A 19,612-nucleotide genomic window follows, 5' to 3' on the forward strand; every position below is an offset into this window, starting at 1 on the left:
ACATCTACGTGCCGACAGCCGACACCCCCCTCACCCGCACTCGCTGAACCCGCACACATGGCACTTCACGCACCCTTCCGCGAACTCCAGCTGACTGCCGCAGTCCGGACACGTACCCATGAACACCTCCCCGTGTCCTGATCCGAACTCGATCGGCTGCAGCTGTTCAGCGCTGTTATTCATCGGCGGACGCGTGAGCGGCACCCCCGCGGCCGGCGTCGGCATCGGCGGCATCATCGAACTCACCGGGCTTAGGCTTCCAGCCATCGCGCCGCCAGCCAGCAGATCCGTCTGCACGCCCTGCTTCTCACGCCACCACTGTTCCAGTGCGATACCGACGGCGTCGGGCAACGACAGCACCTTGTTGGGTCCGAGGCCAACGGCGCGATCGCTCGAGATGCCGCGCAGCTGACGGTGGATTTCCTGCAGCGAGATCCCGCTGCGCAGCGCCAGTGACACCAAGCGACCGATCGCTTCGGCGTCGGCCATCGCCGACCCACCGGCCTTGCCAAGGTTCAGGAACACTTCGAACGGCTGCCCCTTCTCGTCTTCGGTGATGTTCACGAACATCACACCGAGCGGCGTTTCCTTGCGGATAGTCGTACCACGCATCACTTCCGGACGCGAGCGCTTGCCGCGACGGCTCGCGCTCTCGGCCTCCGCACTGAACAGCGCTTTCCTGGTGCGATCGAGTTCGTTCTGCATCTCGGCCATTGTGCCCTGCAGCTCGCCCAGTTCGCGCTTGAGCACCACCGTTGCATCAGGCGCCCCCTTCTCGCTCTTCGCGCCATCAGGAGTTCCTGCGGCCTTGGCACCGTCGCGCTTGGCCGCGGCGTCCTGCGTGGCACCGGTGCTGAGCACTTGGTTGTCGCGCGAACCATCGCGGTACACTGTCACGCCCTTGCACTTCATGTCGTACGCCATCTCGTAGATCGCGCGCACATCGTCTTGCGTGGCCGCGTAGCCGAAGTTGGTGGTCTTCGAGATCGCCGAGTCGCAGTGCTGCTGGAAGGCCGCCTGCATCTTGATGTGGTACACCGGCGCGATGTTGTTCGCTGTGTTGAACACCGACTGCCACTTGGCCGGCACATCGGAATGCTTCACGGTACCCGACTTCGCGATTCGCTCCATGAGTTCATCGCTGTACCAGCCTTCGGCCTTCGCAATGGTCACGAAGTCTTCGTTTACGTCGGGCATCATCACACCCGCCTGATTGCGCATGAACGCCACCGCAAACAGCGGCTCCAGTCCGCTGGAACAACCGGCGATGATGGAGATCGTGCCGGTGGGCGCCACCGTGGTCACGTTGCAGTTACGCAGCAGCTGCATGGGGCGGATACGCTCACCCTGCTCGTCGCGCGCGCAGGTTTCGTCGGGACCCCAGATGGAACGCGCCCACTCGGGGAATGCCCCACGATCCTTCGCCAGTCGCTCGCTCTCCTTCTTGCCTTCGACGTCGAGGAACTCCATGACCTTGCGGCCCAACTCCACGCCTTCCGCACTGTCGTACGGAACGCCGAGGCGCACGAGCATGTCGGCGAAGCCCATTACACCGAGACCGATACGACGGATGCGCTTCGAGAGCGAATCGATCTCCGGCAGCGGGTACTTGTTGACGTCGATGATGTTGTCGAGGAAGTGCGTGCTGAGCGCGACATCGCGACGCATTGCGTCCCAATCGACTTCGCCGTTGCTCACGTAGTAGCCGACGTTCACCGAGCCAAGGTTGCACACGTCGTACGCCAAAAGCGGCTGCTCGCCACAGTTGTGCACCACGAAGCCGTTACCGATGAACGAATGCGTGAGCGGCTCGGTGAGGTCATACACCATCTCCTCGCCCGCCGCCTCGATCCGCTCGAAGCGAGCCGTGAACGATTCGCGATACGGTCCGCGCGCGCCGTAGCTCGCCACGCGTGCAATCAGCGCGTTGTTCTTGGTGCGCGTCAGGAAACCGATCTCCTCGGCGAACCGCAGCACATTGTCTCGTGAAATCACGAGATCGTGATCCGCCTGGCATGCCACTTCCGAACCCTTGATCGTCACGACACGCGCCGGATGACGATCGCGATAGATGCGCGAGGCGATGCCGAAGTTGAGCAGCATCCGCTGGACATCTTGCAACAATGTCATCGAAATCGACGTCAGCCGCACCGACACGCCCTTCTCAGGCGAGCCACTCACGTGTCCATCCGCCGTAAACAACGCCTGCAGAAAACCCTGTTGCATTGTCTCCGTGCCGGCCAAGACGGCGGTCGGTACGCGATCGAGCTTCGACTTGGCGGTTACGCCGAAACGCTCAGCCACCAGCGCCCGCAAACGCGTGCTGCTCACCGTGACCATCTCGCGCGCGGGAATATCCACCACACCGACCGGCCTGCGGCCGCCCGAGCCGAGCATCTCGTTCACATCGTTGGAGAATGACGTGGCGACTGCGCGATCGTCGCCCCAGAAACCCAAGACGGCGCCGTGCCCGGAGTCGCCGGTGATGTGGCCATCGCCGATCAGCCAGCCAAGCACGCGTCCCTCTTCCGACGTGCCGTTCGCCCCGAAACCACCCTTCACATTTTGAATGTGCAGCGCGTCGCCTTTGGCGAGCGACTGTGCTTCCACCCAACCACGTGCGGTCATGAAGCGATGATCGCCAGTGACGCGAATTTCGTAGCCCTCGCGCGTGACCACGCGGAACACCGGCTTCACGCCGCTCGCGAATGGCACGCCAGCGGGCCCCACACGGCCCGCGCTGAAGCGCGCGTCGAGAATGACCGGTAGCGCCTCGTCGTGCTCGGCCAATGTCGCGATCGGCACGAGCCCGCTGCTCGTCGCGACCAACGTATCTCCCGTAACACACGGATTCGTCGCTTCATACGCACCAAGATGCGGCACCGGATTGTAGCGGTTCGCTTCGTCGATGAAGAACACGCCCGGCTCACCGGTGCGCCACGCGCCCAGGATCATCTTGTCCCACACCTCGCGCGCGCGGGCCTGACCCATCACCTGTCCCGTGGCCGGATCATGCAGGTCGTAGCTGCCGTCGATCTTCACCGCGTCCATGAACTTGGTGGTGATGCCCACCGAGATGTTGAAGTTCGTGATCTTGGTGAGGTCTTCCTTGCTCGTGATGAAATCGAGCACATCGGGATGATCGACACGCAGGATGCCCATGTTCGCGCCACGACGGGTGCCGCCTTGCTTCACCGCGTTCGTGCTCGCGTCGTACAGCTCCATGAACGACACCGGCCCCGACGCCACGCCGGTCGTGCTCCGCACCATGCTGCCCTTACTGCGCAATCGCGAGAACGAAAAGCCGGTGCCGCCGCCCGACTGATGGATCAGCGCCATGCTGCGCAGCGTGTCGTAGATGCCGCTCTGGCCGTTGCTGAGCGCATCATCCACCGGCAGCACGAAGCAGGCGGAGAGCTGGCCCAACGGACGGCCGGCGTTCATGAGCGTCGGCGAGTTCGGCTCGAACCGACGCTGAGTCATCAGAAAGTAGAACTCCTCGGCGACCGCCTGCACCGCCCCGTCGCTCGCCCCGTACCGACGGTCGGCCTCGGCCACCACCGTCGCCACACGCCAGAACATGTCCTCCGGCTTCTCGACCGACTTGCCGGACTTGTCCTTGACCAGGTATCGCTTGTCGAGCACGGTGCGTGCGTTCGCGGACAGCGTTACCAGTCCTTCCGGTGGCGTGGCGGAGAAGGGCATGCGTAGAGCTCCTACGGTTGACGGGGGGGCCAAGTGGGCGGGTATGGTGCCTCCATTCGTGAAGCCGCACAAGTAGCGGTGTAAGTCATTCCAGATGAACGCGTTGCACAACGCACATCACGGATGTGCGCGACGACCGAAATTGTCCACCGAGTTCAGCAGCGGTGAGCACCGCGGCTGTCACGGCAACGCAACAATGCCGTTTCGCCCGCGCCTGCCTGTCTCGACACAGCCGATACTATTGCGCAACACGTTGTAAATCAATCGGTTGAACAAGTGCGGCGCAGACCGCCCGCGGCAGCTACAACACAGCACTCGGACATGTTGCCCACCCTCCAATCATCGTCCTACACAGCATCCCTGACCGTGCTTGCTTGCAGTCACATCGAAAGTGATGAATTGTCCGCTCTCACGAAGTGAGCCGGCCAATTGACCCGTTCCGGTGCGCTTCCTTCAGCACCACATACCGCGCCGCGTTGTCGCGCGTTCCCGCCTGCTGCTCGGCGCTCAGCTGTCGCACCACCTTCCCCGGCACCCCCATCACCAGCGACCCCGGTGGCACCTGTGTACCCTCCGTGACGACCGCTCCGGCCGCGATGATGCTCCCCCGCCCCACCCGCACGTTGTTTAGGAGAATCGCTCCCATCCCCACCAGCACGCCGTCTTCGAGGATGGTGCCGTGCACCACCGCCCGGTGCCCGATCACACAATCCTCCCCCACGATCGTCGGCTTCCCGGGATCGGCGTGAATCACCGCCCCATCCTGCACATTACTGCGCGCCCCGATCACGATGCGCTCCACGTCGCCGCGAATCACCGCGGTTGGCCACACGCTCACGTCATCGTGCAACTCCACATCGCCGATGACGACGGCGGTTTCGTGAATCCAAAAGCTTGACATGAGAAAAACAGTAAGGGGTGGGGAGTCGGGGGTATGGGGTAGTCCATGCTTGCTGTTCTTCGCGTGCCTTCGCGTGCCTTCGCGTTCTCCGCGAGCTTCGCGTGAACCGACGAACCATCCGCTGGCATCCCACTTATCGCAAGCACACCCCCCGAGAGCAGCCAAAAGCACTCGTTAGAAATAGCCACCCAGCGTGACATAAAAAGAACCGCCCCGCGCCACATCCCGCGGCGCGACGTATGGAGCGGCGGCGCCGATCCGCACCCGATACGGTACGTCGTATTGCACCGCGAGGTCCACCACCAACTCCGCACCCGCTGACGCCAACCAGCCGTCGCGCTCACCAGGTCGTTCGCACACGGCCCTGGCCGTACGCGCCAACGCGCCCGGACACCACGCTCGCGCGGCGTCGCTGAATACCGTGACCGACAGGCGATCCACGAACAGCGTGAACGGACTCGGTAACCGGCCGAACAGCACCAGCGGTGCGCGATACTCCACGCCACCCGCCAGCGCGCGAATTCCGCGTTGCGTACCCGGCGCGATACCGCGCAGTGAGAACGTGCGCGACGGATCGCCCACGACCACACCGGGCAACAGTTCGGCCGACTGGCCACTCGTGCCACCCACACTGAACTCGCTCGTCGACGTCACCTGCGCCACACCGAGCGTGGCGCGCAGCGCAATCACATGGCGCGAGAAACCCGGCAGGTCGAGTGGCACATAGTGTCGCGCGCCCGCGATCGATCGCCACGCACCGGAACCGATCGCGTCGTCTTCGCGCCAGCGATACGCCGTGCTGCCGCTGAGGGTGAATCCTTCCTCCACCGACACGCCACGAGCACCGAGGCGCGCCGTGCTCACACTGCCGCTGGCGAAGAACGAGCCGTAGCGCGTGCCGTTGCGCAAGAGCGAATTCGGAGCACCGAGTGCCGAATCCACGTCACTCGCAAAATCGCGCAATTCGTACTGCGCTCCCAGCGTGCCACTCACGGAGCGACGCACACGCGGCACGCGCCAGGTGCTGGAGCCGGTCACGAACCGTCGGCGCCGCGCAATGAAGCCCAGCGTGGCGCCCGCATCGCTCACGGCGCGGAACGTGCCATCCCACTCCTGCGACGCCGACAGATCCAGCAGCTGGATACCGAGACCCGCGTAGCGATACGACGCGTTCGCATCGGTCTCGCGCAGCTGCGGCTGAATCAGCGCGCTGGCGTTCCACGAATGACGTCCGAGTATATCGATCCCACTGGTGGTCGCACCGTAGGTCGCGCCACCATCGCGCCCCTCACCGACGAGAGGCATCCAGTACCGCGGCACCAGCTGACGCATCGGCGCATAGCGCGTAACTGGCGCCGACTCCGCGCGGCCGCCCAATTCCGAGACATTCGGCACCGACAGATCGGCGAGATTCGCGGTTGGATACCATGCCGAGCGCGCGACCACCCCCGCGGTATCCAACGGTGCCCACGACACATGGTAGCCGTCGACCCGGTAGAACAGTGCGGCCACCCGCGTGCCATCTGGTGACACGGTCGGATCGAATACCCCACTACTCACCGATGATGCCACCCGCACGTCGTCGCGCTCCTCACGCCAGCGCGTCGTGTCCACCGGTGCACCGAGCGCCGCGATCGGCGCGGTCTCCAGCTGCGAGCGTCCGCTACGATCGCTCACCCACACCAGACGCGTGCCGTCGGACGTGAAACTCGGACTCGCGAACACGCCACGAGCACCGGCCACGGCGATCTGCATTTCGCCACTCGCGTTCATCACCACGATGCGCTGCTCGCCGGTGGACAGCAGCTGCACGGCGGCCACGCGTTGTCCGTCGGGAGACCAGCGAGGTTCGGCCCATCGCTCCCACGCATTGTCGGGCGTGATCGACACGACACTCTCGCCGGTTACACTCACTCGCACCAACCGCGTGCGATCGGCGCCGAGCTGCACGGCCACGATGCTGCCATCAGCGCGCACATCGGGCTGCGCCAACCGTGCGCCGCGCGTCAGCCGCGTTTCTCCGTCACGATCGGCGCCGCGCGAACGATACAGATCCGACCGCGTCACATACGGATCCATCCGCTCGGACTGCGCGAACACCATCGCGCCGCTACTGTCGCCCGGGATCAGGGCATTCACATCGAGCGTGTTGCGCCATGCGAGGCGTCGTGGCGCGACCGCGGGACGCTCGGGCGCGAGACGCTCTGCTACCGGTGCGATGTACAGGCCCGTGACGTCACGACCGTTATTCGCGCTCCAGGCGATCGAATCGTTGCCTACCCATCGCGGCGACGACGCATACCATCCATTCGCGCTCACGATACGCCACGCGCTGTCGCCAGGTAGTCCCGTGGTCACGCGTGCGATCGAATCGCTCATGCGCACGAAGAGACTATCGAACGACGCTCCGAACGCCTGGCGACTATTTCGGCTCAGCAAAAACGGCACCACGTTGGCCGCAGTGATATCGACATAGCGCCCTATACTCCCTGCGCGCTGCGTGGCCGCCTGCTGCATCAACAACGAGCCCCACGCATACGCCGTCTGTCCGCCGGGAAACTGCGAGGTGGACAAACTCCACCGCTGCGGTCCCGGCACGAATGCATCGCGTACGGCAGAACGCGCGATCATCGGAAACTCCGTGCTGACTACGCGTCCGCTGCCGGTGAGCTTCGATTCGTAGTGAATCGCGAGTCCCTCCTTCACCCAGCTCGGCGTGAACAGGTTCGGGAAGAACAACGGATTCCGGCCGAACAGCGCGCGTCCCACGGCCCATGCACCGCGCGCACGATCGAGGTGAAAGATGTGTGCCATCTCGTGCGTGATCACAAGGCGCAGCCACTCGTCATGAAAGCGTAGTTCGCGCAACGCGATCGGCGGCACCGCGTAGATCACCACGCGATTGGTGGGGAACACCTGCGCGTAGCCGTTGCTGGCGTCCACGTTGTCGGCAATGAGCAAGTCCACCGGACCGGCGGGTGGTGCCAGCTCGCGCGACAGCTGCGCGTAGGCCGACTCCGCCAGGAAGGCGGCGCGACGCGCCAGCACTTCCTGCTCGGGACGGAAGTGCACCCGGAAATGCGGCATCGCGATCGTTCGCATCGCGCCACGCGGGTCCACCTGCGCCGACACCGGCGGCGCGACGGCCAATAGCAGTCCAAGCACCACGCCTATTCGCCGACACGCACCTACCAGCCGCGTTGCCATCGGCGTTGCCATCAGCGTTGCCATCGGCATCACGGCTGCAACACGGGCGCGAACGTGCGGAAGTATCGTTCGAGCCCCACCACCAACCCCTCGGCGTACTTTCGCTGAAAGGCCGGGTCACGCATCGCCGACTCCTGCTCCGGCAGCATCAGAAACAAGCCCTCGGCCAGCACCGACGGATACCATGTGGGCCGCGCCACTGCGAGGTTCTGATAGTGCACGCCGAGGTCGCGCAAACCGAAGCGCTTCATAAGCTCCTGTTGCACCACACGGGCCAGCGGTTCACTGTTTTGATGATAGAACAGCGTGCTGGTGCCATTGGCCGTGAACGGATTCACCCCATCGGGCAGCGCGTTCAGGTGGATCGAGATGAAGGCATGCGCATTCGCGCGACGGGCCGTGACACCGCGCTCGGTCAGTCCCACCGGCGCCAGCGAGGTCCGCGTCATCACCACGTTCGCGCCGCGCGCACGCAGCAGTGCCGCCACTTGCTCGCCCACCGGGAACACCGCGTCACCTTCGTAGAGACCGGTCGGTCCCGTCGCTCCGGCGGGCGGGTGTCCGGGATCGACCGCGATCGTGAGACCGCGCAGCGGATTCACCGCATCGATGAGTGGAGCGCGACGCACGCGCAGCACGAACAGTCGACGACTCTCATCCCAGATCGACTGCCAGCCGAATACCGGCTGCGAGAGCGTGAGCGTGACACGCACGCGATCGCTCGTGACCTGATCCCAGCTGATGCGGCGCACCAGCGTGTCGTTGCCGATGATCGGCGAGATCTCGGGGTTGGCCTGCACACCGTACAGCGTGAGCACCAGCGTGCGTCCGTCGGGCTCCACCAGGTGCGCCGGGCGATCGCCCGTGGAGATCGCGACATCGACCCACTCCGCCCCAGGCGTGGCGCGAAATCCACCCGTCACACGGCGCGGCATCGCCGTGCCTTCGGGCAGCACTACGAGGTCGTTGCTGTCGATCCACACATCGAGCGGGCCATCAAGACGGATGCGTGTGTACCCTTGGCTCCGTCCCGTCACTTCCACGATCGTGCCGTTCAACAACATCCACTTGTACGTGCCATCCACGATCGTGCGCGCGTTCACCACCCGATCGGTATCACTACCGATCGTGGACGTGCTCCGCAGCATCGCCAGCACGCGCGTATCCACCGGCAGCGCACGCACGAGCGGCATATTCAAGCGCACCGTGTCACTGCCACGAATCGCGAACAATCGTGGGGCACGGGCGCTGTCGGCCAGCAGCCGCGCAGCAATGTCGGTGGCGAATACCACGGCGATGTCGTCGCCGCTGGCGTCGGCGGTGGCTGCAACCAGTCCATTCCCGCGTACCGGCGGCAGCACCAGCGGTCGCATCACGCTGTCGCTGCCCTGCACAATCACGATCGCATTGGCCGGCGCTCGAAGGCTTACGCGCACATAGTCGTCGCGTTGCGCCCACGTGCCACGTGCCGGCAGCAGCGACCCGCTGTCCACGCGAAGTCTGCCGGAGCCGGCCAACGGCGTACGCACCGGCAACCGCACGCGCACGGTACGGCGCACGGTGTCCGCGGCCCGCACCACGACTAGGTCGTATCGCACTGCGCTGGCCGACGGATTCGCCAGCCAAGCCAGAAACGCGCCGTTCGGCGCGACCGGCACCATCTGCCCGTTGATCGTGAGCGACACGTCGCCTGTGCCAAGGCTTCCCAGCACGAAGTTGGAGTCGCGGCTGGTCACGAGCTGATTCTCGGCGGGGTAGCGTACCCGCACGTCGATCGGCCCGCCACGGACCGCTGGTACGGCGGGAAGGCCGGACTCGATCACGGGCGGCGACGCCACGGTGGGGTTCGGCGGCGCCACCGCTGGCGACGGACGCGCGCAGGCGCTCATTACGAGACCCACGCAGACCAGCCAAAGCGAGCTCGGCCTTTCTTTCAGTCCGGGGAAATTCATCATCTGGTCGAAGCTGACGGTATACGGGACAGGCGTCCAGCCACCCGGCGGTCGTTTCAGATGGACTTTTTTCTATCAATTGGGCCCGAGCGCACCTCAGATGGGGCGAATCGAACGAATTTACCCAAACAGTTTGACCCGCCAGTGAAACGAACCACATTTTAAAAGCGTCTACGGTTCAGCCTCCGGAAACAGCGTCGAAGCCGACCTTGACCCCGGAGTACTGGTAGGGCATATCGGGCTGCAACTCCCGGTATTCCCATCCGTACGGATACCTGTCCCCTTGTGCGCACCGGCCTGCTCCCTGATGCTGTGACCGCTCCCGCCTCACATACTGAACGATTGTCTGGTGACCACCGCGTGGTCGCGCGTGTCTTCGCGCTCACCGACGTGGGACGTACCCGGGAACACAACGAGGACACGTTCCTTGTTGCCGATCTCGAAACAGGTACGCCGCTCGACTTCACCGACGGCTACCACGAGATCACGACCGACCCGCATGGGTTGCTGTTCCTCGTGGCCGACGGGATGGGCGGTGCCGCTTCCGGCGAGCTCGCCAGCAGCATGGCCGGCTCGCTCGTACTCGAGGCGCTGCGTCACACCTGGAAGTCGGCGGATCCCTCGCCCGAAGCATTCGCCGAAGCGCTCCGCGATGCCACCGTGCTCGCCAACGCCAGCATCCATCGGCATGCCCGGGAACACCCCGAGCACCGCGGCATGGGCACCACAGCCACGATCGCCGGTCTGCTGGGCGATCGCCTGTTCATGGTGCAAGTGGGTGACAGCCGCGCCTACATGGTGCGCGACGGCGACGTGCGGCAGCTCACGAAAGATCAGTCGCTGATGCAGCGGCTCGTAGAAGCCGGAGAGCTCACCGCCGAAGAAGCCGAAGTCAGCGAGCGTCGCAACATCATTCTGCAGGCGCTTGGCCCCGAAGCCCACGTGACCGTCGATCTCACGCATCAGCAGGTGCGCCGCGGCGACACGTTGATTCTCTGCAGCGACGGATTGTCCGGTTTGGTGCGCGCCCCGGAAATCGCCCGCACTGCACACGACGAGCAGGACATGCGTTCGATCTGCAAGCGCCTGGTGGACCGCGCCAACCAGTTGGGTGGTCCGGACAACATCACGGTGATCGCGGCCCGTTTCGACGGCGACGCGCTGCGGGCTTCCGGCAACGGCGATTCGTTCGGCTACAACACGTTCCCGCTCGCGGGCACGTTGAACGACGAAGCGCGCGAACCACTCCTGCCGATGCGCGAGGCGCGGTCGACGCTGAAGAGCGACCCGACGCCCAGGTTCGGAACACCGCTGCCGTCACGCGCGCTTCTCGAGGAAGAGTTCGGACGCGCGCAGGCGGCCGAAGATCACGCCGTGCTTGGCGCACCCGAGCCGGTGTTCGAAGAACGACGACGGGCCGTGCAACCGGTCTTTCTGGTGCTCGGCCTCATTGCCTTCATCGCGATCACGTGGCTGCTGTTCGAACTGCTCGGCTGAGCGCTTACTTCTTGTTGCGCAGCAGGCCGCGTCCAGCCGCTTGCTGCATCACGCGATCTCCACCCCACGCCAGTACGGTGGGGTGCGTCATGCCCAACTGCGCGACCCAGCGGGGATCGCCCAGTCCGATGAGAATCACCGAGCGCTGAAGCACCGCGGCCTGCGCCACGAGGGCATGCACCCGCGCCATCGTTTCCGGCAGCAGCGTCGTGCGTCCCTTCCCCGCCACGTAATCGGCGAACAGCGCAATCACGAAGGGACCTCCACTCGCCGGCGTGGGCGCATCGACCAGTCGCGCATCGTTGCCACCCAGACGCATGGCCTCGGCAATACCGGTGCGTTCGACCGCCGGACCGTCGGCCTGATGATCGTCGTCCACGATCGCCATTTCCGTGATCGTGCCGACCGGCGGCAAGGGACCGTGCTCCACGCGGATCACCTTGTCGGCGAGTAACGCGCCCCACGCGGTGTCTGCACCACTCGGCCGACGCCAATCGTTCGGCGGTGAGGCCCACTGTGCCCACTTGAGTCGACGACGCACAGAGTGCTTCACGCGTTCCGGCTCGAGCGTTCCGTCATCGTACGCGCGTTCGAGCGCATTGAGCGCGTCTTCGAGATCGCCCGGCGCCAAAAGCACATCGCAGCCACCACGCACCGCAAGCACTGTCGCTTCCGCAGCCGTACGTCCCTCGACTGCGGCGGCCAGCGTCATCGTATCGGCCACGATAAGATTGTCGAACTTGAGCTGCTGACGCAGGAGCCACTGCAGAATTTCGCGCGAGAGTGTGGCGGGCACGCGGCTCGAGTCGAGCGCCGGATACACGACATGCGATGTCATCACGCTCGCGACGCCGCCGGTGATCGCGGCGCGGAACGGTTGCAGGTCCTGCTCCTTGAGCTGATCAGCGGGCGTTTCGACGACCGGCAGCTCGAGGCTCGGATCGCGCGTCACGCGCCCCATACCGGGGAAATGCTTGGCGCACGCCAGCACGCCTTCCGCCTGACAGGCCTCGATCCACGCCGTCACCAGCTGCGCCACTTTGCGCGCATCGGTGCCCATCGCGCGCGTACCGACGACAGGGTTCTCGAGCAACAGATCGAGATCGCACACCGGCGCGAGATTCCAGTTCACGCCGATCGTGCGCGCTTCACGGGCCGTCAGTCGCGCCGCGCGACGCAACGCTTCGATGTCGTCGAGCGACGTGATCGCGGCGAGCGGCGGCAACCCTGTGGCCCCGGCGAACTGCTGCCCGGCCCCACGTTCCAGATCGGCCGCAATCAGCAGCGGATGCCGCGACTTGAGCTGCAGTTCCTTGGCGAGCGCACGCACGCCGTCCTGCTCCCCACCGACCAGTTGAAATCCGCCCACGCCAAGGGCGAGCGACTGCTCGATCAGCGGACGCGAATCGGCAAAGCCGCCGGAGGGCGACCAACGGAGCACTGGGATGAGCATCTGCGCGAGTTCACGACGGGATTGTTCGCTCATGAGCGACTAACGGACGGCTGGAGTGAGCGAACCGAGGGGACGCGGACCTCGCGCTCCCGTTGCGCTTGGCACATTGCCCGCGCGGCCCGAAATGTGGAGATAGCCCAGCAATGCAAATGCCACCGCCTCTTTTGCTTCTCCATCGAAGTACAATCCGTCAAAGATACACACCTGCGGCCCGTTTTCATGGGCCATCGCCGCCTCGATCATACGGACGAGCGTCGGATTGTGGGCGCCGCCACCGGATAGCACCACATTTCGAACGGGCTCGGGGATATACCGGCGATACTGATCGGCCAGCGAGCGCGCGGTGAGGGCGGTCGCGGTCGCTACAATATCGGCCGCTGCCGCCCCGGTGGCCTGACAGTCGCGAATGAAGTCCGCAATGTACGCCCGCGAAAAAAGCTCGCGCCCGGTGCTCTTGGGCGGCACCTCTCCGAAATACGGATGCCGCATGGCCTCCGACACGACCGCCTCGACGGCCCGACCGCCCGCCGCGATCAGCCCATCCCGATCGTAGGACATGCCATCGAACAACGTTCGCACGACGCCGTCGATGATCACGACCCCGGGGCCGGTATCGAAAGCGCGGACCGACTGCATGCCACCGCGATCGTGCGTATTCGCGGGGGGCACCACGGTCACGTTGCCGATGCCACCAAGGTTCTGCAGCGCGCGCCACTCAGTGTCGTGCGCAAACAGCATATAATCAGCCATCGTGACCAGCGGTGCCCCCTGCCCTCCCGCAGCCACGTCGCGCGAACGGAAATCCGACACGACGTCACAGCCGGTGCGCTCGGCGATGCGCGCCGCGTCACCCACCTGCCACGTGCTATGGCCCGGCTCGTGCCACAACGTCTGTCCGTGCGACGCCACGGCGGCCACCTCACGCGCGGTCACGCCCGCGTCGGCCATCGCGGCCAACGCAGCATCAGCCATCCAGTCACCGACATCGGCCTGCACGCGACAGTACTCGCGCGCCGTGCCCTGCTGCATGGCCTGCTCGAGCCGCGCGCGTTCATCGGCGCGATAGGCGCGATGCGTAAATCCCAGCAGCTCACAGTGTACGCCACCGTTCGGCCCGCCGCGAAAGCGTGCCACGGCGGCGCTGATGCCATCGAGCGACGTACCCGACATCAGTCCGACCAGCACACGTCCCGGTTCGTGGGTCGGGTCGGACATCACGGCACCACCGGGGGCGGCGCGTTCGGCACGACGCGGCGCACGACGCCCTGTCCTTCCTCGAGACGCCGCCGCGCGGTCTCGGCGTCGACGTTCAGCGCCTGCATCACCAACGCCAATTTGACACCGCCATCAGCGCGCACCAGCAGCGCACGCGCCGCTTCACGCGTCAATGCGGTGACCTCCATGACGATGCGTTCGGCGCGATCCTGCAGCTTCACGTTCGTCGCCCGCAGATCGACCATCAGGTTGCCGTAGCTCTTGCCGATACGAATCATCGCGCCGGTGGTGAGCATGTTGCACACCAGCTTGGTGGCGGTGCCAGCCTTGAGTCGCGTGGAGCCAGTGAGCACTTCGGGCCCGACGACGGGCAGTATGCAGATGTCGGCGACCACACGCATGGCCTCGGGCGGCTCCGTGCAGGCAATGAGCAGTGTACGGGCGCCAAGTTCACGCGCGCGCGTGAGCGCACCACGCACGAACGGTGTCGTACCCGAGGCCGCGATCCCACACACTACATCGCCGGACTGTACCTGGTGCTCGTCCATCACTGACGCACCCGCCGCAGGATCGTCTTCCGCACCCTCGATTGGATTGCGCAGTGCGCGATCACCGCCAGCGATGATGCCTACCACCATGGCGGGGTCCGTACCGAACGTGGGCGGACATTCACTGGCATCGAGCACGCCCAGCCGTCCCGAGGTACCGGCTCCTACATACAACAGACGGCGGCCGCTGCGAAATGCCGCTTCGATCAGCGCGATCGAGTCGGCGATCGGCTCGCGCTGTGTGGCCACGGCATCGGCGACTTCCTGATCTGCCGCGTTGATGAGATCCACAATCGCGCGCGGCGACGCGAGGTCGATGTCGACGGTGCGCGGATTGCGACGTTCCGTGACACGTGAATCGTATGTCGGTGCAGGCACTGGAGCGGGTTCAGGGGACGCCACGCGCGCGGCTGTCGTGTGCTCGCTGCGCGAGGTATGTTATCAGTGGATGCTGCCGAGGGAGTTGGCAGCACGAGCGATGGCGAGACCTCGCCCACCTCGCGCTTGTCAAACTTAGGAGTCGCCATGCGCGAATCGCAACCCGCGTCGCCGAGACGCGCGGCGCTACATCCTGCCTCGCGAGCCGGTACACGGTACGACGACGCACGGCACGACGATGCACGACACGACGACGCACGGTACGATGGCGCACCGCGCCATGGTCGGCGTCGTTTTGCACGCGCACTTGGCGCCGCCGCCATCGCCACGTGTCTGTGCGCGAACTCGCTCGCGGCGCAGATCCGCGGCGGCCCGGCGGCACGCCGTCCCGATGCCGGCTGGTGGTTCTCAGGCGGTGCCGCGGCCATGATTCTGAACGACATCAGCGATGGCGCGACGCGTTCAACCTGGAAATTCGGCAGCGATCCGCTATGGCAGATGCGCGGTACGCTCGAGAAGGCGCTCGACGAGGCCACCACGATCGGCATCTCGGCGGGGTACGGTGTGGTCGACCTCACGCTCTCGCCATTGACCTACTCAGCCGCGAAGCCGCCCACGTCGCCTGTGTTGCCGACGCAGTGCGCCGCCGGCTGTGATGCGCAGACGCAACTCTGGACCCTCATGGGGCAGTTTCGCAGCGGCGGCACCAGCGGCTTTCACACGTTGTTCGAAGCCGCCGGCGGCATGACGGGCTTCCGTGACATGCGCGTACGTGCCGACAGCGCCGGTGTTGCGGGCGTCGCTCTCGGCCCTGAAAAGGGACAGTACGACATCTCCGGAACTCTCGGCGCCGGCTTCGGCTATGGGTTGTCCAGCAATCTGCACATCGCGCTCGTGCAGGAGTTCGGCATGGGCTGGCACGCCAAGTCCGATCTCCCCGACGGCGTCGGTCGTACCTGGCGCGTGCGCACCACGCGCGCCTCTCTGCGCTTCGGATTCGGATCACATCGCTGAGGCCCTCGCTCGCATCCTATGTCCCTTCACGATACCCGCCTGACCGTCATGAGCCTTTCGAAAGTTGTCACGCTGCCGTTGTCACTCGTCTTGTTCGGTGCGTGCGTTGGTGCAGGCGCCCCACGCGCGACGCCGACCGCCAGCGCGAGCGCGGAGTCCGCGGGCGAACCCGCGCGTGAGTCGGCTCGATTCCCCGACGGGTGGCGCCTCCCCGCCGGTGCGTCTTCCACGTTTGCTTCGCAGGCGATGGCGGTCAGCAATAGTTCGCATGCGAGCGCCGCGGCGGCCGAGATCATGAAGGCCGGCGGAAACGCGGTCGATGCGGCCGTTGCACTCGGCTTTGCGTTGGCCGTCACCTGGCCGGAAGCCGGCAACATCGGCGGCGGTGGATACTCCATCGTGCACATGGCCGACGGCCGTTCGGCAGCCATCGATTATCGCGAGGTCGCTCCGCTGGCCGCCACCCGCAACATGTATGTAGACGCGAACGGCAAGGTCACCGACCGTAGCATCGAGGGGCATCTCGCGAGTGGCGTGCCGGGCGCCGTCGCCGGGCTGAACATGCTCCTGGAGAAGTACGGAACGATGCCGTTGTCGCGCGTGATGCAGCCCGCGATCACACTGGCACGCGAGGGCTTTGTGATCGACACGGCGTTGGCCGGTTCGATGTCCCGCGCCGCCACGATGGTATCGCGTAACAGCTCGGTCACGCCGTACTTCCCGAATGGCAAGGCGCTCCCTGCGGGCGCACGACTGGTGCAGCCCGACCTCGCGCGCACACTGCAAGCGATCGCCGACAACGGCGCCAAGGCGTTTTACGAGGGATGGGTCGCCGACTCGCTGGTCGCCGAGCAGAAACGCGGCGGCGGTGTCATCACCCGCGCCGATCTGAAAGCGTACACGCCGGTGTCGCGCAACGCGATCGCCAGTACGTATCGCGGCTATCGCCTGTTGGCGATGCCGCCCTCGTCGTCGGGCGGCGTCACGATGACGGAGGCACTCAATATTCTCGAGCAGTACAGCACGGTGCCAGCGTACGGCAGCACGCGCTGGTTTCATCTGGTCGGCAGCGCGTTCCAACGTGCATTCATCGATCGCAACAGCAAGCTGGGCGACCCCGCGTTCGTGAAGGTGCCCATGGAGCAGCTCACGAGCAAAGCGTATGCGAAGTCGCTGGCCGCCACCATCGCCGACACGCGGGTTACGAGCACGAAGGCGCTCGAACCACTCATGCAGCAGCCGGTGCGCGAACCGGAGCACACCACGCACTACTCGGTGGTCGATGCCAAGGGCAATGCCGTGTCTACCACGACCACATTGAACAACTCGTGGGGATCAGGCGTATTTGTGCGCGGTGCCGGTTTCATGTTGAACGACGAGATGGACGACTTCGCCGTGCAACCGGGCACCGCCAACATGTACGGCCTCGTGCAAGGCGAAGCGAACGCGATTCAGCCCGGCAAGCGCATGCTGAGCGCGATGTCGCCAACGATCGTGCTCGACAAGTCGGGACAGGTGCTGCTGGTCGTCGGCGCCGCTGGTGGTCCCACGATCATCACCGGCACCACGCAAGTAATCCTGAATGTGATCGACCATCACATGTCACTGGCCGATGCCATGCGCGCGCCGCGTGTGCACCATCAGGCGCTGCCCGATTCGCTCACGTATGAGGACGGCGGCATTCGTCCGGCGGTGCTCGACTCGCTCACGAAGATGGGTTACGCCATGCGAAAGCTTCGGGTGCTGGTGAACATCAACGCGATCATGCGCGTGAAAGGAGGATGGGAAGGGATGCCGGAGCCGAGGAGGAGTGGAGGCGCTGTTGGGTACTGAACGGATGAGGGGCGCCAGGAATGAGCGGCGCTAAGAGTGAACGGCGCTAAGAATAGACGGCGGGAGAACGGCATCGGAATGTGCGAGCGCCCCGTGACCTTGGGTCACGGGGCGCTCGTTCCTTTGCGGTTCCTTCAGTACTGACAACGCAGTTTATTCCTGGCGCCGGTGATTCCTGGCGCCCGTGATTCCTGGCGCCGTTTGCCGTTCAAATCACGCCGTCGCGTTCGGCCTTACCGTAACCGGTGCATCCAGTGTCGCGCTGATGCCCGCGCCCGCGTTGATGCACGTGTCGAAGTTCGCGGTCGCAGCCGCGGCAGCGGTACCTGCCGCGGCTCCCGCGGCGGCGCCGATCACCGTGCCCTTCGTGTTCTTTCCGATAATCTGACCGGCGATCGCGCCGAGGATCGCGCCACCGGCGACCTTCTTCGCATCGGTACCCTTCGTCGCGCTGCGCACGCGTTCGGCCGAGGCCGACTGCACCGTCGCTTCCAGCGGATACGTGCGGCCACCGTACGTCACCGACACCAGCTTCACCGTGAGCGACGTCTGGTCGTTCGAGTTCTTCGCCGTCTTCGCTTCAACCACTTCGAACGTGCCCGTCGCACCTTCCGGAATCACGACGCCGTTGGTGGCGGTCACCGACTCTTCCAGCGAAGCGGTAAACTTCTCACCGGCCGTCACCGTGTTACTGCACACCTTGTTGTTCGTGGCGAAGCGGAAAGACGTGCCCGATGCCACGACACCCGTAACCGCAGCCAGAGTAGGCGCCGGGGTCACCGACGGCGTCGACGGCTTGGGAGCGGTCGTGGTCGGGCGCGGCCTCGGGGCCGCTGCCTTCGGCGCAGGGGCTGGCGCCATGGCCACCGGAGCCGGTGGCGGGGTGACCGGTACGTCCGCCAGCTTCGGCTGCGCCGAGTCGGTCGCCATCGCCAAATCGCGACCCAGCGTGCTGTCGGCGTTCAAGGACGCATTGTCCGCACCCTTTTCGCCGCAGGCAGCGAGTGTGACCAGCGACAACGTCGCCAGCATCATCGCGGGACGTAACGAACGCATATATTGACGCATAGTGAAACTCCTGAAAGGGGCGCGGGACGTGCCCGCGAGAGCGATACGAGATGAAAATAGGTCGAACGCGCAGCCGAGTGAAATTAGGGGTTCTATGAACGGAGATACACGCGACGTGAAGCCGATGCGAGCGCGGCGCTCCCTGCCACGCTTGCTTCCCTACTACCACCCGTACCGGTGGCAAGTTGCGTGCGGGCTGGCCTCGGTCGTCGCGGCCGCCTTCCTCGCCAGCGTTATTCCGTCCCTGCTTCAGCGTGGAGTGGACGACATCCGCTCCGGAGCAACGGTGAGCAGCGTCGTGCGTCTCGGCGGCATGATGCTACTTACTGCTATTGCAAGTGGCGTGCTACGCTTCACCATGAGGCTGCTGCTCAATGCAGTCAGCCGTCGCATCGAGACCGACCTCCGCCACGACGTGTTCGCTCGCCTGAGCACTCTTGATGCCAGCTGGTACGCCCGCTGGCGCACGGGGGATCTCATGGCACGGCTCACCAATGACCTTGGGGCCGTTCGTATGGCCGCAGGGCCGGCGCTCATGTACTTCGTGAACACCATCTTCGGCGGCCTGTTCGCCGTGCTCATGATGGTCCGCATCAGCCCGCTGCTCACGGCTGTCGCGCTCCTCCCCATGATCGGCCTGCCGCTACTCATGCTGCGACTTGGGCGCCTGGTGCACGACCGGTTCGAGGCCGTGCAGTCGCAGTTCAGCCAGCTCACTACGCGCGCCCAGGAAAACCTCTCCGGCGTGCGCGTGGTTCGCGCCTATCGACAGGAGCAGGCGGAAACGGCGCGCTTCGTCGCGCTCGGCGACAAGTATCTCACCGCCAACATGCGGCTCGCC

The 19,612-nt window shown here is 65.2% G+C and carries 12 protein-coding genes; 4 read left to right on the forward strand and 8 right to left on the reverse strand.

Annotated elements, in window-relative coordinates; genetic code table 11:
• Positions 1-30: 30 nt before the first annotated feature.
• The 4 genes from ACESNG_RS03535 to ACESNG_RS03550 all read right to left on the reverse strand — a co-directional run bounded on the left by ACESNG_RS03535 (position 31) and on the right by ACESNG_RS03550 (position 9,702).
• Positions 31-3,705 carry an LAGLIDADG family homing endonuclease gene (locus ACESNG_RS03535; protein WP_373067842.1) on the reverse strand — a complete coding sequence of 1,225 codons (3,675 nt, stop codon included), beginning with the start codon at positions 3,703-3,705 and terminating at the stop codon, positions 31-33.
• 409 nt (positions 3,706-4,114) lie between these two features.
• On the reverse strand, positions 4,115-4,606 hold the full coding sequence (locus ACESNG_RS03540) for a gamma carbonic anhydrase family protein (protein WP_373062594.1): 492 nt from the start codon (positions 4,604-4,606) through the stop codon (positions 4,115-4,117).
• 174 nt (positions 4,607-4,780) lie between these two features.
• A complete protein-coding gene (locus tag ACESNG_RS03545) occupies positions 4,781-7,846 on the reverse strand; it encodes a hypothetical protein (protein ID WP_373067844.1) in 3,066 nt (1,021 codons plus the stop codon).
• On the reverse strand, positions 7,843-9,702 hold the full coding sequence (locus ACESNG_RS03550; RefSeq protein WP_373062598.1) for an N-acetylmuramoyl-L-alanine amidase: 1,860 nt from the start codon (positions 9,700-9,702) through the stop codon (positions 7,843-7,845). The genes ACESNG_RS03545 and ACESNG_RS03550 overlap by 4 nt, the downstream gene beginning before the upstream one ends.
• A 405-nt stretch (positions 9,703-10,107) precedes the next feature.
• Between ACESNG_RS03550 and ACESNG_RS03555 the strand changes: the two genes are divergently transcribed.
• Entirely contained in the window at positions 10,108-11,262 is a 1,155-nt protein-coding gene (locus ACESNG_RS03555) for a PP2C family serine/threonine-protein phosphatase (RefSeq protein ID WP_373067846.1), read from the forward strand.
• 4 nt (positions 11,263-11,266) lie between these two features.
• Here the strand turns inward: ACESNG_RS03555 and ACESNG_RS03560 are convergent, their stop codons facing one another.
• From ACESNG_RS03560 to murQ, 3 genes are read right to left on the reverse strand one after another with little or no spacing between them, the layout of a single operon-like run.
• Positions 11,267-12,748: a glycoside hydrolase family 3 protein gene (locus tag ACESNG_RS03560; RefSeq protein WP_373062602.1), complete on the reverse strand. Its 1,482-nt coding sequence runs from the start codon at positions 12,746-12,748 to the stop codon at positions 11,267-11,269.
• Between the two features lie 6 nt (positions 12,749-12,754).
• Entirely contained in the window at positions 12,755-13,930 is a 1,176-nt protein-coding gene (locus ACESNG_RS03565) for an anhydro-N-acetylmuramic acid kinase (protein WP_373062604.1), read from the reverse strand.
• Positions 13,930-14,856, reverse strand: coding sequence for an N-acetylmuramic acid 6-phosphate etherase (murQ, locus tag ACESNG_RS03570; protein ID WP_373062606.1), 927 nt, complete (start codon positions 14,854-14,856; stop codon positions 13,930-13,932). Before murQ ends, ACESNG_RS03565 begins: the two co-directional genes overlap by 1 nt.
• Before the next feature lie 147 nt (positions 14,857-15,003).
• On the opposite strand from murQ, the gene ACESNG_RS03575 reads away from it, so the two are divergent.
• Together ACESNG_RS03575 and ggt are read left to right on the forward strand one after the other, a co-directional pair.
• A complete protein-coding gene (locus tag ACESNG_RS03575; RefSeq protein ID WP_373067848.1) occupies positions 15,004-15,870 on the forward strand; it encodes a hypothetical protein in 867 nt (288 codons plus the stop codon).
• Positions 15,871-15,918: 48 nt separating this feature from the next.
• On the forward strand, positions 15,919-17,703 hold the full coding sequence (gene ggt, locus ACESNG_RS03580; RefSeq protein ID WP_373067850.1) for a gamma-glutamyltransferase: 1,785 nt from the start codon (positions 15,919-15,921) through the stop codon (positions 17,701-17,703).
• A gap of 213 nt (positions 17,704-17,916) precedes the next feature.
• On the opposite strand, the gene ACESNG_RS03585 is transcribed toward ggt, so the two are convergent.
• The gene (locus ACESNG_RS03585) at positions 17,917-18,771 is read right to left on the reverse strand and encodes a hypothetical protein (protein ID WP_373067852.1); all 855 of its coding nucleotides are present in this window, start codon (positions 18,769-18,771) and stop codon (positions 17,917-17,919) included.
• Between the two features lie 124 nt (positions 18,772-18,895).
• On the opposite strand from ACESNG_RS03585, the gene ACESNG_RS03590 reads away from it, so the two are divergent.
• The coding region (locus tag ACESNG_RS03590) for an ABC transporter transmembrane domain-containing protein (RefSeq protein ID WP_373067854.1) at positions 18,896-19,612 on the forward strand (717 nt) is incomplete at its 3' end.

Source organism: Gemmatimonas sp. (assembly GCF_041689975.1).
Lineage (GTDB): Bacteria > Gemmatimonadota > Gemmatimonadetes > Gemmatimonadales > Gemmatimonadaceae > Gemmatimonas.

What these genes read in the sequence shown, in the direction of transcription:
- ACESNG_RS03585 (WP_373067852.1), bottom strand. Translation starts at nt 18,771, where the DNA reads ATGCGTCAATATATGCGTTCGTTACGTCCCGCGATGATGCTGGCGACG.
- ACESNG_RS03565 (WP_373062604.1), bottom strand. Translation starts at nt 13,930, where the DNA reads ATGTCCGACCCGACCCACGAACCGGGACGTGTGCTGGTCGGACTGATG.
- ACESNG_RS03540 (WP_373062594.1), bottom strand. Translation starts at nt 4,606, where the DNA reads ATGTCAAGCTTTTGGATTCACGAAACCGCCGTCGTCATCGGCGATGTG.
- ACESNG_RS03550 (WP_373062598.1), bottom strand. Translation starts at nt 9,702, where the DNA reads ATGAGCGCCTGCGCGCGTCCGTCGCCAGCGGTGGCGCCGCCGAACCCC.
- ggt (WP_373067850.1), top strand. Translation starts at nt 15,919, where the DNA reads ATGAGCCTTTCGAAAGTTGTCACGCTGCCGTTGTCACTCGTCTTGTTC.
- ACESNG_RS03560 (WP_373062602.1), bottom strand. Translation starts at nt 12,748, where the DNA reads ATGAGCGAACAATCCCGTCGTGAACTCGCGCAGATGCTCATCCCAGTG.
- ACESNG_RS03575 (WP_373067848.1), top strand. Translation starts at nt 15,004, where the DNA reads ATGCGCGAATCGCAACCCGCGTCGCCGAGACGCGCGGCGCTACATCCT.
- ACESNG_RS03535 (WP_373067842.1), bottom strand. Translation starts at nt 3,705, where the DNA reads ATGCCCTTCTCCGCCACGCCACCGGAAGGACTGGTAACGCTGTCCGCG.